Below are 13,599 nucleotides of genomic sequence, written 5' to 3'. Positions count from 1 at the left end.
CGGTCGATCACAGGCAGCGCCTATCGCGGTAGCGGGTCTTCTGGCTGTGCTTGACCTTCAAGCCAGAGCCGAAACTTTGTCAGCGCCGGATCACGCGATTTATTCTTTGGCCAGACCAGAAAATAGGCGCCTGCGGCCTCACTGGGGCGTGATTGTAGCGCAGCCAACCTACCGGTGGCGATATCCTGTTCCACAAGATAATCCGGCATCAAGGCCACCCCCAACCCGTGCAATGCAGCCTGGGTAATGGTTGAGAATTGATCATACATTGTCCCGCCCAGACCCTCTGGGCTGGCCGAAACACTATGCTGCTCAAACCAATCCAGCCAGGCCTTGGGCCGGGTCTGAATATGTAACAGCGGCATGTCCAATATGTTCTTGGGGGCAACATAGGTTCCAATCGGGACCATTTGCGGGCTACAAACCGGCAAGAGCTGCTCAGATTTTAGCAGCATGGATTCGGTGCCCGGCCAATCAGCAGTACCAAAATGAATTGCTGCATCAATAGGTTCGCTGCCAAAACTAAAGGCCTGCAAGCGCGTGGTCATATTGATGGTGATATCAGGATGACGGCGGGCAAACTCTGGCAGGCGCGGCATCAACCACCGCATCCCAAAGGCGGGAAGAATCGCAAGATTAAGTGTTCCAGCCATAGGGGCGGTCTGCACCCGCAGTGTGGACTGGGTGATCTTATCCAGAGCCTCGCGGATCTCGCGCGCATAGGTTTCAGCCTCTGGAGTCAGGTGAAGTTTCTTGCGATCGCGCTGCACAAGCGAAACCCCGAGTTGGGCTTCAAGCGATTGTAATTGCCGACTAACCGCACCTTGGGTCAGGCACAGCTCCTCCGCCGCAGCCGAAGCACTGCCGAGACGATCCAACGCTTCGAGGGCGCGCAGAGCAGAAATTGAAGGGAGAAAACGTCGAGGATGCTGCATGTATGAGTTTTATGCATATTTGAATGCCAAAGTCTCGCTGTTTTTTTGTCCGTCCCACTGTTAATCTTTGGACAACAATCATCACATCTCCAAACCTGAGGGTCTTTCAATGACTGACAAGCCAAGCCTACGCGCCAAAGATGCACCTGATCTGGGAGGATTCACCTGGGAAGATCCTCTGCGTATGGAAGATCAGCTGACTGAAGATGAGCGGATGATCACCGCCTCTGCACGCGCCTATGCACAAGAAAAACTGCAACCCCGGGTCACCGCCGCTTATGAAAACGAAGAGACAGATCCAGCGATCTTTCGCGAGATGGGCGAAATGGGCTTGCTGGGGACCACAATTCCCGAAGAATACGGCGGATTGGGCGGCGGCTATGTATCCTATGGGTTGGTTGCCCGCGAAGTAGAGCGCGTCGACAGCGGCTATCGTTCCATGATGTCGGTGCAGAGCTCGCTGGTGATGTACCCGATTTACGCCTATGGCAGCGAAGAGCAGCGTCAGAAATATCTGCCCAAACTTGCGTCTGGCGAATGGATTGGCTGTTTTGGCCTGACGGAACCCGATGCGGGTTCAGATCCGGCGGGCATGAAGACCCGCGCCGAGAAAACCGCGACAGGTTACAAGCTGACTGGTTCCAAGATGTGGATCTCCAACGCACCCATTGCGGATGTCTTTGTGGTCTGGGCCAAATCCGAAGAACACGGCGGCAAGATCCGCGGCTTCGTCCTTGAAAAGGGCATGAAGGGGCTTTCTGCACCGAAGATCCAGAACAAGGCCTCTTTGCGCGCCTCAATTACCGGTGAGATCGTCATGGATGGCGTCGAAGTGGGCGAAGACGCGCTGCTCCCTCATGTGCAGGGGCTGAAAGGACCCTTTGGCTGTCTGAACCGTGCGCGCTACGGCATCAGCTGGGGCGCTATGGGCGCGGCTGAGGCCTGCTGGCATGCCGCCCGTCAATACGGTCTGGACCGCACCCAGTTCGGCCGCCCACTGGCCAACACCCAGCTCTTCCAACTGAAGCTCGCCAATATGCAAACCGAAATCACCCTTGGGTTGCAGTCATCTCTGCGTGTTGGTCGCTTGATGGATGAGGCCAATGCAGCGCCTGAAATGATCTCAATCGTCAAACGCAACAACTGTGGCAAGGCGCTGGAGATTGCTCGCAATGCCCGCGACATGCACGGTGGCAACGGTATCAGCCTAGAGTTCAACGTCATCCGTCACATGGTGAACCTGGAGACCGTTAACACCTATGAGGGCACCCACGACGTGCATGCCTTGATCCTCGGGCGGGCTCAGACCGGCCTACAGGCATTTTTCTAAAGAGCTTTCGCTTTCAGATAATTCGTTCGGACCCTTTGGTCCCGAAACTAGGCGAGGGATGAAGCAACATCCCTCGCCACTTTTTTGGCTCACCTTTGCGTTGATGCAATTTCGTCATGCAAAGCTGCAAATACGGCAAAATTCCAGTGCGTCCCGATAGCCCTGCAAAGAACTTGGGCGTTGTATTCTTCCATCCAGCTACGGCTTTGGATCCAAACCCCTTAACCACTAGGCGCGCTTAGATGACAGGATATCTCCGGGAAACCCCCAAGAAACATTGGAATGCTTACGGTAGCAACGCGAGAACAAACATCCGAGCCAAAGGGCGGAAGGTTAATCTGCCGACGGTTATGCGGAAAACTTGCAAAGGCCTTCCCAAAAAATAACCCCGATACAGGTAAATTTGCTAGGGTCGACTTTATTGCCAAGGGGCGGGGGCATCTTGCAGAAATGCATCTGATCGACATAAGCTCGACGGAGTATCAAGTTCATGCCCCACCGGCCTTGCAGATATGGGGCTATGATTTTGCATCGATACACGCCAAAAAATGCAAAGCATTCAGGTTCACTCTCAAAGAAACACCCATATAAATGCAAATTTAAAATAGGTTAACGCATTCTCTTGCTGTTGGAAAGGCTTTTGTATCAATTTGCTCAGTCCTAGGGGTTTACTCTCGCCACTTAACATATAAATAAGTGAATGTGTAAACGCGCACAGGCTTGCGCCCCTCGCAATGATGAAAGCCGCTATGACAAAAATCACCCTGCCAAATGTTCGATGGTCGCAGCTCTTCCCAATCTTAAACTGGGGATCCGGATACAGCCGCCAAGATCTGGGCGGCGATTTAACCGCTGCAATCATCGTCACCATCATGCTGATACCGCAGTCTTTGGCCTATGCGCTGCTGGCAGGACTACCCGCAGAGGTTGGGCTCTATGCCTCGATCCTGCCCTTGGTCGCCTATGCCATTTTTGGCACATCCCGGGTCTTGGCAGTGGGCCCCGTGGCGGTGGTGTCCTTGATGTCGGCCTCTGCACTTTCGGCTTTAGGATTGGAAACCCTGGAGGACTATGTGGCAGCCTCGGCGGTCTTGGCGTTGATGTCTGGCACACTGCTGGTGGCGATGGGCGCGCTTAAGTTGGGGGTGGTCGCCAACCTGCTTTCTCATCCCGTCATTGCCGGATTTATCACCGCATCGGGGCTGCTGATTGCCATCAGCCAGGCCAAACATATCCTGGGCGTCCAGGCGTCAGGCCATAATCTACCAGAGATCCTAAGCTCATTGGGGCAGGGGCTTGGGCAAGTCAACTTTGTCACGCTAATTCTCGGGCTTGGGGTTTTGGCCTTCCTGTTTTGGCTACGTCTTGGACTGTCTGACCTGCTGCAGAACAAGCTTGGGCTGTCAAAACAGATGTCAGGCACAATCGTTCGTATCGGTCCGGTTTTTGCGGTACTGGGGACCATCGCGCTCTCCTGGGGATTTGATTTGCCCGCCCTTGAGGTTTCGGTCGTTGGTGCGGTGCCGACAGGCTTGCCGCCAATTGGAATGCCGCAACTGGACCGTTCGCTCTTGACGGCGTTGATAGGGCCAGCCGTCTTGATCACCATCATCGGCTATGTCGAAAGCGTTTCCGTCGCCCAGACCCTCGCCGCCAAGCGCCGCCAAAAAATTGACCCCAATCAAGAACTCACAGCCCTGGGGGCCGCCAATATCGCATCAGGCCTGTCGGGGGGCTATGCGGTCACAGGTGGTTTCGCCAGATCAGTGGTGAATTTTGACGCAGGTGCACGAACACCTGCTGCCGGCGCTTTGACGGCGATAGGTTTGACCTTAGCTGCTCTCTATCTGACGCCATTTCTTTATTTTCTGCCAACGGCAACATTGGCAGCAACAATCATCGTGGCGGTTCTCTCGCTTGTTGATCTGTCTATCCTTAAAACCGCCTGGAGCTATTCCCGAGCGGACTTTGCTGCGGTCTTCGTTACCGTAGTCCTGACTCTTTTGATCGGAGTGGAAACCGGGGTGGGCGCCGGTGTTTTGACATCAATCGCGCTGTTTCTGTGGAAGACCTCGCGTCCCCATGTGGCGGAGGTCGGGCAGGTGCCGGGCAGTGAGCATTTCAGAAACATTGACCGCCACCAGGTCTTGACGGATCCATCGCTGGTGACTCTCAGGATTGATGAGAGCCTGTATTTCGCCAATGCCCGGCGCATGGAGGAGTTGATCCTGGAACGGGTGCACCGAGGCAATGGCCAGCTACGCCACGTTGTTTTGATGTGTTCCGCAGTGAATGAAATCGATCTTAGTGCCTTGGAATCTCTTGAGGCGATAAACCATCAACTTGGGGATCTAGGCGTCAAACTGCATCTCTCTGAGGTAAAAGGACCGGTTATGGATCGTTTGAAGCGCAGCCATTTCTTGCAGGATCTTACAGGCCAGGTCTTTTTGTCGCAAAACTGTGCCTTTCAGAACTTGAGCAAACAGAGCGCTTAGCAACGTGTATACACCATTCGGAAATGTCACCGGCTGTACAATGCAGAAACGTCACCACCAAACACAAGCCTTGTAGATCGATGTAAACGCCATTCAGAAATGTCACTGGTTGCGCAAAGCAGGAATGTCACCAAGGGGCGCGACATGAGCAAGGCTTAGTCTTCGACGACCTCAATACGCCATGATGCGCCGGGGGTGATTGCCACGTCATCGTCGTCGCCAATGCGTTTGTCCGTTGTCAGTTCTTCGATCAACTTGAGACCCAGCACAAAGGATTGAACTGGGTCTATCCCGTAGACTTTCTTTTCCTTGATGAAACCGTCCACTGAAACAACCGCATAGTAGTCCTCGACGCCGCCTTGGCTGCCATCGGTCGATATGGTCGCCTCGACACCGTCGTCAGATACTACGCGTAGCTTGATTTGTTTCATCTCGCTGCCTCTTTGCTTTCGATCCTGAAGGTCGGCCTTGCGGCTTATAGCCCATCTTCTCAGAGTTTGTCCTAACTGGATATTTGGGCGGTGCGGCGTCCTGTATCTCTTTGATGTGTTCCAGAACCGCACCGAGGCGCTTGTTGTCGGTGATAGCTGCATGGGTCACGCGCTGATCCATGTCGAAGATTTTGTAGGGCAGGGAGCGGCCTTTTGAGCGCACCTCAAACCTGCCATCCACGAAGGCATAGGTGTCGACGTATTTGCCTACCAGACCGCGCGTGACGTCACTTTCTTCCAGCATGATCCGCTTACGATCATAAGAGAACGTCAGCTGCTTTCCGACATAGCGGTTCTCGCGCCAGCACAACACATCATCCAGCCGATCTGGCTCCACATTGAGTGCGCGATGCAGGTTGTCAGGCTTGGCCGGTGCTTTGGCGAACTTGGCGTTGTGACGCTCTTTGAAGCCTTGCAGATAGGCGTTTCCAGCATCCATATCGCAGATGTCAGCAAGGCGCAGTTCCTTGACCAGGCGATCTTGCAACGTCCTGTTGGCGCGTTCGACGCGGCCCTTGGCCTGGCTGCTGTTGGCGCAGAGGATCTCGACGTTCAACTGATTCAACGCACGCCCAAATTGGGTCATGCGGGCACCACCTTTGGCATCTTCCTTCGCCACACGGAAAACCGTGTGTTTGTCGGAATAGAAGGCGACGGGACGACCATGTTGGCGCAGATAACTTTCCAGAGCCTCGAAATAGCTGAACGTGCTCTCGGATTTGACGAACCTCAGCTCCATCAGCGTGCTGGTGGCATCATCGATAAAGACGAGCAGGGTGCATGGTGGGCCGCGATCTTCAAACCATCGGTGATCAGAGCCATCAATCTGGATCAGCTCACCAATACATTCCCGGCGTAATCTGGGCTGGTGGAACTGGCGGCGCTGCTTACGAGAAAGCCAGATACCATCCTCGGCCATCCATTTGCGCAACGTCTCGCGGGAAACTTTGAAGCCGTGATTTTCGGCCAACATCTCAGCGGCCAATGTCGGGCCGAAATCCGGATACTGTTCCTTGATGACGGTCAGCGCATAGTCACGCTTGGCTAAGTGGATTTGGTTGTTCGGCGTGCGACCGCGCGACTTGTGCCGGATCGCTGCCGCACCATCCTGGCGATACCGCTTTAACAGTCGGAATATCTGCCGACGCGTCAAATCCAACATGTTTGCCGCGTTGTCGACGCTTAACTGGCCATCATCGACCTGCGCCAAAACCTCCACGCGGTTCAGCTCGCGCTCGCTCATCATCAACCATCCCATATCCGCTCATCCTCACATCGTTTTGCGAGGAGAGTGACACTTCTGCTTTGCTCATGGGTGACATTATCGCTTTGCGGCTACAATCGAAAAGCTTATAATTGGTATTATGTTATTTATTACTTCCGTTCCGTCACTCTGCATTGGCAGACATTGGAAACCGCAGTAGCCTTTCCTCCGAACAACCAAGGACAAGGCGACAGAGATGGTTATCAAGGGAAGTTGCATAGTTGTAACTGGTGCCGCGCAGGGCATTGGCAAGGGGCTGGCACAGAAATTTGCAGATCTGGGCGCTGCTCATGTGGTCTGTGCCGATATTGATCTTGAGGGCGCCAAGGCAACGGCAGACCAGATTGGAGGTGTTTCGCTCCACTTAGATGCAGGAAGCGAGGACAGCGTAAAGGCCCTGATCGAGACAGTCGAGGACACCATCGCCCCAATTGACTTGTTTTGCTCCAACGCTGGCATCCTCACCATGGGTGGTTTTGAAGTCTCCAATGATGATTGGCAAAAAATTTGGGATATCAATGTGATGTCCCACGTTTGGGCAGCGCGCCATTTGGTACCTCGGATGATGAAGCGCGGTGGTGGCTATATGCTGAACACAGCCTCAGCAGCCGGACTGTTGAACCAGATTGGTGCGGCTCCATATGGTGTCACGAAACATGCCGCCGTTGGTTTTGCTGAATGGTTGGCGATCACCTACGGCGACCAGGGCCTTGGTGTTTCCGTGCTGTGCCCCCAAGCGGTTCGGTCTGAAATGACCCGCGGGTTTGAGGATAGCGTGGCCAGCCTTGACGGTATGCTGGAACCGGATCTTGTCGCGGACTACTGCGTAAAGTCGATTGAGAACAATGAGTTCCTGGTCCTTCCGCATCCACAAGTCAAAGACTACATGCAGGCCAAAGCATCAAACTATGGCCGCTGGATCACCGGAATGCAAAAGCTCCGCCAACGCTTCGGCGGCCGGTGAACCGTCGGTGAAAAGCGATAAAACACGGATGCGTTCTTTCATCGTTTGATAGGACGCATCAAACCTTCCTGAGCGACGCTAGCGACCAACTGACCGTCCTGTGTATAGATGGAGCCACGATTGAAGCCCCGTCCACCGCCACCAAATGGGGAATCCATAGTATAGAGGTGCCACTTGTCGAATTGTACCGGTGCATGAAACCACATGGCATGGTCCAGACTGGCGGTCATGGCTTCCGGCTTATGCCATGTCAGCCCATGCGGGCGCAGCGCAGATCCCAACAGACCAAAGTCTGAAGCATAGGCCATCAGAACATGTTGCAATTGCGGCCCTGCCCCTTTGGCAGCTTCCATTCTGATCCACATGTGATTGATATCGCTGGTAATATCAGGATTTAACGGATCTCTCGGTTCGATATCTCGTATCTCGAACGGACGGGGACGGATAAATTCAGCCCGGTGTTCTTCTGCGATACGATGGGCATTTTGCAGATGCACCTCATCACGCGACATGAGCCCATCGGGTGCTGGCACGTCCGGCATACTGTGCTGATGCTCCCATCCGCCTTCTTGATGATGAAAAGAAGCCGCGAGGTTGAGGATCTGACGCCCATTCTGGATCGCGGTCACGCGGCGTGTGGTGAAACTTCCGCCATCGCGAGCGGGGTCAACCTCATATATCACGGGTTTGCTGGGGTCGCCGGGACGAATGAAATAGGCATGAAGCGAATGGCACAGCCGTTCAGGAACACTGGCATAAGCGGCTGCCAGCGCCTGTGCTATGACCTGACCTCCATAGATACGCATTGGCGTTTCTCCGCCTGACCCAATCCCACGGTAGAGATTGGTGTCGAGCTCTTCCAGGTCGAGAAGATTGAGAAGAATACTGCCAGCATCAGTCATTTAGCAGGTCTTTCTAAGTTTCATTTCGGTCATTTGCATAGTCTATGAAAATGTCGAAACTATCAGGGTTCACCATCGAGTCCCGGTTCACGACTTTTGCAGGGTCTCCTCCAAGTAGCAGCTTTTTCACTGGAACTTCCAGCTTTTTGCCCGACAGCGTCCGCGGTATTTCAGGAACTTCGATGATTTCATCCGGGACAAAACGGGCAGAGACGAATTGGCGGATGGAGGATTTGATCTGATCCTTCACCCCATCTGCCAAGCTTCCGGGATGTGTCAGGACCACAAAAAGCGGCATAAATCCGTCTTTGCCCAGGAATTCGAGATCCACCACAAGGCTGTCCTGTATTTCTGGCAGCGCTTCGACCGCCTGGTAGATCTCGGAGGAGCCAAGGCGCAAGCCGCGTCGGTTGATCGTTGCGTCTGACCGACCGTAGATCACAGACCCTCCCTCTGCTGTGAAGGAGATCCAATCCCCATGGCGCCAGATACCGGGATAGGTGTCAAAATAGCTTTCATACAGGCGCGAGCCATCATCATCTCCCCAGAAAAACAATGGCATAGAAGGCAAAGGCTCGGTGCAGACCAACTCTCCCACTTCACCAGTCAGCTCAGCGCCAAAGGGATCATAGGCCCGAACAGCATTGCCCAGGGCGCGGGCCTGCATTTCACCTGCCCGAACCGGCAACATGACATTGCCTCCTACAAAGGCACCGCAAAAATCAGTGCCGCCAGAGACCGGCGCCAACCAGATGTCAGCACTCACCGCGCGGTAGACCCAATCATATCCGTCTGAGGTCATCGGCGATCCGGTTGCCCCCAGAGACACCAGCGCAGAGAGGTCCAGATTGGCACCAGGCTCAATACCGGCCTTGGCACAGGCGGTGAAAAACGCAGCCCCAGCGCCAAAATATGTCATTTTCTCATCGGCCACACGACGCCAAATATCCAACATATCCGGATAGTTAGGGGCGCGATCATAAAGCATCACAGTGGCACCCTGCCCCAATGCACCCAATTGCAGGTTCCACATCACCCAACCAGAGGACGTCAACCAGCAAAAACGGCTGTCAGGCCCCAGATCAAGGTGCAGGGATTGCTTTGACCCTTCCAGCAAAATCCCACCGTGGCCGTGTACGATCGGCTTTGGGTTGCCGGTGGTACCAGAAGAATAGACGATCCAGAGCGGGTGATCAAAGTCCACTTGAATGAAGCTCAACTCAGCCGCAGTGTCCAGCAAGCCCTCCCAGGCAATAGCCCCGGATGGTAGGTTCTGCCCCTTGGCTGAGACAAAGATGTGCTGCTGGAGGCTTGGCAAGCCAGCCACAACATTGGCCATTTCATCTTGGCGGCTGATCAGTTTGCCACCATGTTGGTAGCTGTCTTGATAGATCAGAACCTTTGGTTCAATCTGGCGAAAACGATCCAATATCGCAACATGCCCCATATCCGGAGCGCAAAGCGACCAAATAGCGCCTAGGCTGGTGGCTGCAAGGCAGGCGATAATCGCGGCTTCGGTATTGGGCAGTATCGCGGCGACCCGATCCCCCTGCCCGACACCCATTTGCCGTAGGTGCAAGGCCAGGCTCGCAACCTGAGTGCGCAGCTGGTCCCAGGTCAGTTCTGACCGACCAAAAGTTTCAGAATGGATGATAAGGGATTGATTTTCATCACTGACACCCCGACCAAAAAGAATATTTTCTGCCCAATTCAGTTGTGCCCCAGGGAACCATTTTGCCCCTGGCATCTTTCGTTCAGCCAAAACTTTCGTTGCGGGAGCGGAAAATTGAAGTTCAAAATAATCACAAATCGATTGCCAAAAGGCCTCTAGATCAGTCGTGCTCCAGGTCCAAAGGTCATTGTAGTTGTCAAACTCAAGTCCCTTGGTTCGCTTGAGCCAGTTTTGGTAGGCCGCCAGCTGGCTTGCCTCGGCGCGTTCCGGTGTTGGGGTCCATAGGATTGGGTTTTTATTCATTGCAACAGCGCTCCATGCACCAGGGCTTTGAGTTCAGCACGTGCGGGATAAGAACTGGACGGCGAGAGCTGGGTAAAAAAGACCACCGACAGGTCCAGCTTGGGGTCCATCCAAAAGAAGGTTGAGGCCATGCCTCCCCAGCTGAAATCGCCAATTGAGCCCGGACAACGGGCGCGTGCAGGATCCAAGACCACAGCACCACCTAAGCCAAAGCCCATTCCTTCCATGGGTTGTTCAGCAAAGCTCTGCGGTCCCATCGATGCAATGTCACCGGGCAGATGATTTTGCATCATAAAATCAATGGTTTTTGGCGACAGGATAAAGCCATCTTTCGTACGGCCACGCTGGCGTAGCATTTCTACAAAAAGCATATAGTCATCAATGGTACCGACCAAACCTCCGCCGCCAGACATCATGTCCGCGGTTTCAAAAGGCGACCCACCATAGAGATCCGTCAGGCGCAGTGTCTCGACACCCGTCTTTGCGATGTTGAGCGCCATGGCGTCCCCGGCAAGCGGCGTATAGAGCGAGGCAAAGCGGTTCCCTGCCTGACGCGGAACTCGAAACCCAGTTTCACGCATTCCCAAGGGTTGGAAAATTTCGGCTTCGAAGAACTCGGCAAGTGTTTGACCAGAAACAACTTCAATCACACGTCCAAGCACGTCAATGCCAACAGAATACTCCCACCGACTGCCTGGCTGAAAGGCCAAAGGGTAGCTGGCCAGATGGGCCACCATCTTCCCCAAATCGCCTTGGTTTGGTTTGAACATCAGCTGTTCGCGATCCATCGCCTGCGGCAGCAAGCCGGGATTGAAAGGGTAGCTTAAGCCACCCGTATGGGTCAGCAATTCGTGGAGAGTGGGGGCCCGCGCGGGTTCCGTCTGATCGAGCGAGATCGCGCCAGGAACCAAGGCCTGCATCTGAGAAAACTCAGGAATAAAGTCCGACACCGGCGCATCCAAATGAAACAAGCCTTTTTCAGCCAGCATCATCAGCGCGACTGAGGTCACCGGTTTGGTCATGGAATAAATCCGTGCCAGGGTATCGCGGGTAAAATCGAGCTTCTCTTCCAGGTTACGCAGACCGGCGGAGTGGAAATATTCCTCTACGCCACCCTGTTTGATCAGAAGTGAACTGCCTGCATATTTTCGTTGATCGACATAGCGTTGTTGCCACCGCTTTAAGTTTTCAAGACGAAACTCATCCATTGCTTCTCCCCTCCTCTGTGCCCGCTCCCAGGCTAGCCCTGATTCAACATCCGCTGCATGGCCTCTCGGGTCTCAATGTTGAACCAGCCACCCTCTGGCGCATTGCCACCGTCCGCTATTGCCGCCTGAATCTTGGCGATTGTCTCTCCCCTGAGCTGCTGCTTGATAGAGGCGTAGGCCATTGCCGGCAGCTCAGCTAACTTGCGCGCCTCCGACAGAGAGTAAGCAACCAGATCCTCCCGGTCCTCTGCGACGATATCAATGAACCCAAAATTGCGCGCCGCGATGGGGCCAATAGGCTGGCCCGTCAACATCAATCGACGCTGAGTATTTGAATCCAGCGTCGCCTTGGCGATTTCAAGCGGCCCGACCGGGAAATCCGCGCCAACACGGACTTCCGCAAGGCCAAAGGAAGATTTTGACATGGCAACGCGGCGATCACTTGCCAGCACAAAGAATAAACCGCCAGCTATCGCGGCCCCCGCCACAGAGGCAACCACAGGTTTGGGGCAGGCATAGAGAGCCAGAAAACCTTCGTTCAGCCCACGCACAATGGCCTTTTGCTGATCAAGATCGAAACCCTGCGCCTCTTTGAGGTCAAGACCGGCTGAAAACACCTTGAAAGGACTGGTCAAAATGATGGCCCGAACCGCGTCATCAGCCCCCAGTCGAGTGATCAAATTTGCAAAATCCATTAGGAAGTCGGCACTTAGCGCATTGACTGGGCCCCGCCCCAATTGCAACTCAACAATCCCATCCCCAAGATCCCGTGTGCTAAGGGTGTCGCTTTGTGCCATCCAGGCTCTCCTTCGCTCAGAAACTGCCTTCTGTTGCCGAAGGCTTTGCTGACATATTGCGCATTACCGGGCGTCTTGGTCGAGAGCAAAAAACTACGTAGAACCACGCATAAGGGCATGAAAAACCTGATTTGCCTGGGGCTCCCAACCATATGCAGGCCTGGGCTGCCTTCACAAATAACCCGCCCCCCCTTAGGGCTCACTTTTTCAGCGCATCCAAACCGCTGCGCGCAAACAGTGAGACAAACCCTCCAAGTTTCACGGCGCGTTCTGGGTTTGACGCGTTTCCATCCAGTGCCCGTTTCAAAACGCCCTGCAAGATGCCTCCCATGCGGAAAAAGCTAAACGACAGGTAGAAGCCAAAATCATCAATTCCGTGCAATCCTCTGCGTTGGCAGTAGCTGTCGATAAAAGCCTGATCAGATGGCAACCCAAGCGCCGCACGATCAACACCGGCAAGCCCGCGCCCCTCTGCGCCTGGGGGCATTTGCCACTGCATAATCACCCCGGCAAGATCCGCGTATGGATGGCCAATGGTGGACAGCTCCCAGTCCAGAACCGCTTTGCACATGGGGCTATCGGAGGCAAAAATCATATTGTCGATCCGGTAGTCCCCATGCACCAGTCCACGCTGCCCGTCGTCTTTTGGCATTGCAGTTTCAAGAGCTTGGATCAACTCGTTCATCTCGGGGATCGTTTCGGTTTCTGAGGCACGATACTGTTTGGTCCAACGGGCCAATTGGCGCTCAAAGTAGTTTCCCGGAGGGCCATAATCCGACAGGCCCACGGCCTCGATATCGACCTGATGCAGCTCTGACAGCACCCGGCTCATTTCATCAATCACACCAGTGCGGGTCTCCGGGTCCAGATCCTGCATGCGCGGATCGGTGATATTGCGTCCCGGTACGTGATCCATCACATAGAAGGCAGAGCCAATTACATCATCATCTTCGCACAGCAAATGCATCTTAGCCACCGGAACCTCGGTGTCTGCCAGGGCCTGTTGCACCCGGAACTCCCTGTCCACTGCATGTGCGGATTTCAGCAAAACCCCCGGAGGTTTACGCCGCAGCACATAGTTCCCTTGGGAGGTTTTGAGCATAAAGGTAGGATTTGACTGCCCGGTCTCGAATTTAACCACCTCAAAACCGCCGTCAAATCCAGGTAGCCGCCCGCGAAGATAGGCGCCAACGGCCTCTTGATCCAGGGTCTGGGTCTTTGTGCTCATATCTTCTGCT

The 13,599-nt window shown here is 54.4% G+C and carries 11 protein-coding genes; 3 read left to right on the top strand and 8 right to left on the bottom strand.

The window, feature by feature from the left end; all coding sequences use genetic code 11:
* Positions 1 to 20: 20 nt before the first annotated feature.
* Positions 21 to 935 (bottom strand): LysR family transcriptional regulator, encoded by a 915-nt coding sequence (locus MED193_RS03865; RefSeq protein WP_009808334.1) that lies wholly within the window; start codon positions 933 to 935, stop codon positions 21 to 23.
* Positions 936 to 1,044: 109 nt separating this feature from the next.
* Between MED193_RS03865 and MED193_RS03860 the strand changes: the two genes are divergently transcribed.
* Both MED193_RS03860 and MED193_RS03850 read left to right on the top strand, forming a co-directional pair.
* Positions 1,045 to 2,265, top strand: coding sequence for an acyl-CoA dehydrogenase (locus MED193_RS03860; protein ID WP_009808333.1), 1,221 nt, complete (start codon positions 1,045 to 1,047; stop codon positions 2,263 to 2,265).
* Between the two features lie 749 nt (positions 2,266 to 3,014).
* Positions 3,015 to 4,760, top strand: a complete 1,746-nt coding sequence (locus MED193_RS03850) for a SulP family inorganic anion transporter (RefSeq protein WP_039965837.1) — start codon at positions 3,015 to 3,017, stop codon at positions 4,758 to 4,760.
* 155 nt (positions 4,761 to 4,915) lie between these two features.
* Here the strand turns inward: MED193_RS03850 and MED193_RS03845 are convergent, their stop codons facing one another.
* On the bottom strand, positions 4,916 to 5,191 hold the full coding sequence (locus MED193_RS03845; protein WP_009807547.1) for a hypothetical protein: 276 nt from the start codon (positions 5,189 to 5,191) through the stop codon (positions 4,916 to 4,918).
* The gene (locus MED193_RS03840) at positions 5,160 to 6,509 is read right to left on the bottom strand and encodes an ISNCY family transposase (protein ID WP_009807548.1); all 1,350 of its coding nucleotides are present in this window, start codon (positions 6,507 to 6,509) and stop codon (positions 5,160 to 5,162) included. Before MED193_RS03840 ends, MED193_RS03845 begins: the two co-directional genes overlap by 32 nt.
* A 202-nt stretch (positions 6,510 to 6,711) precedes the next feature.
* Here MED193_RS03840 and MED193_RS03835 point away from each other — a divergent pair, with 202 nt between their 5' ends.
* The gene (locus tag MED193_RS03835; RefSeq protein ID WP_009808330.1) at positions 6,712 to 7,479 is read left to right on the top strand and encodes an SDR family oxidoreductase; all 768 of its coding nucleotides are present in this window, start codon (positions 6,712 to 6,714) and stop codon (positions 7,477 to 7,479) included.
* 38 nt (positions 7,480 to 7,517) lie between these two features.
* Here MED193_RS03835 and MED193_RS03830 read toward each other — a convergent pair whose 3' ends face one another.
* The 5 genes from MED193_RS03830 to MED193_RS03810 all read right to left on the bottom strand — a co-directional run bounded on the left by MED193_RS03830 (position 7,518) and on the right by MED193_RS03810 (position 13,589).
* The gene (locus MED193_RS03830) at positions 7,518 to 8,381 is read right to left on the bottom strand and encodes an acyl-CoA thioesterase II (RefSeq protein WP_009808329.1); all 864 of its coding nucleotides are present in this window, start codon (positions 8,379 to 8,381) and stop codon (positions 7,518 to 7,520) included.
* Between the two features lie 13 nt (positions 8,382 to 8,394).
* Positions 8,395 to 10,356: an acetoacetate--CoA ligase gene (locus MED193_RS03825; RefSeq protein WP_009808328.1), complete on the bottom strand. Its 1,962-nt coding sequence runs from the start codon at positions 10,354 to 10,356 to the stop codon at positions 8,395 to 8,397.
* Positions 10,353 to 11,564 (bottom strand): serine hydrolase, encoded by a 1,212-nt coding sequence (locus tag MED193_RS03820; RefSeq protein ID WP_009808327.1) that lies wholly within the window; start codon positions 11,562 to 11,564, stop codon positions 10,353 to 10,355. Before MED193_RS03820 ends, MED193_RS03825 begins: the two co-directional genes overlap by 4 nt.
* Positions 11,565 to 11,596: 32 nt before the next feature.
* On the bottom strand, positions 11,597 to 12,361 hold the full coding sequence (locus MED193_RS03815) for an enoyl-CoA hydratase/isomerase family protein (protein ID WP_009808326.1): 765 nt from the start codon (positions 12,359 to 12,361) through the stop codon (positions 11,597 to 11,599).
* Between the two features lie 199 nt (positions 12,362 to 12,560).
* Positions 12,561 to 13,589, bottom strand: a complete 1,029-nt coding sequence (locus MED193_RS03810; RefSeq protein ID WP_009808325.1) for a phosphotransferase family protein — start codon at positions 13,587 to 13,589, stop codon at positions 12,561 to 12,563.
* Between the last annotated feature and the right edge of the window lie 10 nt (positions 13,590 to 13,599).

The organism is Roseobacter sp. MED193 (genome assembly GCF_000152965.1).
GTDB lineage: Bacteria > Pseudomonadota > Alphaproteobacteria > Rhodobacterales > Rhodobacteraceae > Pseudophaeobacter.
Note: the sequence above shows the minus strand (reverse complement) of the source record. Positions and strands in the feature narration are given on the sequence as shown.

Bases quoted from the DNA above. Each gene is read 5' to 3' on its own strand.
- MED193_RS03865 (WP_009808334.1), bottom strand. From the start codon at position 935: ATGCAGCATCCTCGACGTTTTCTCCCTTCAATTTCTGCTCTGCGCGCC.
- MED193_RS03820 (WP_009808327.1), bottom strand. From the start codon at position 11,564: ATGGATGAGTTTCGTCTTGAAAACTTAAAGCGGTGGCAACAACGCTAT.
- MED193_RS03850 (WP_039965837.1), top strand. From the start codon at position 3,015: ATGACAAAAATCACCCTGCCAAATGTTCGATGGTCGCAGCTCTTCCCA.
- MED193_RS03860 (WP_009808333.1), top strand. From the start codon at position 1,045: ATGACTGACAAGCCAAGCCTACGCGCCAAAGATGCACCTGATCTGGGA.
- MED193_RS03840 (WP_009807548.1), bottom strand. From the start codon at position 6,509: ATGGGATGGTTGATGATGAGCGAGCGCGAGCTGAACCGCGTGGAGGTT.
- MED193_RS03815 (WP_009808326.1), bottom strand. From the start codon at position 12,361: ATGGCACAAAGCGACACCCTTAGCACACGGGATCTTGGGGATGGGATT.
- MED193_RS03835 (WP_009808330.1), top strand. From the start codon at position 6,712: ATGGTTATCAAGGGAAGTTGCATAGTTGTAACTGGTGCCGCGCAGGGC.
- MED193_RS03810 (WP_009808325.1), bottom strand. From the start codon at position 13,589: ATGAGCACAAAGACCCAGACCCTGGATCAAGAGGCCGTTGGCGCCTAT.
- MED193_RS03825 (WP_009808328.1), bottom strand. From the start codon at position 10,356: ATGAATAAAAACCCAATCCTATGGACCCCAACACCGGAACGCGCCGAG.
- MED193_RS03830 (WP_009808329.1), bottom strand. From the start codon at position 8,381: ATGACTGATGCTGGCAGTATTCTTCTCAATCTTCTCGACCTGGAAGAG.
- MED193_RS03845 (WP_009807547.1), bottom strand. From the start codon at position 5,191: ATGAAACAAATCAAGCTACGCGTAGTATCTGACGACGGTGTCGAGGCG.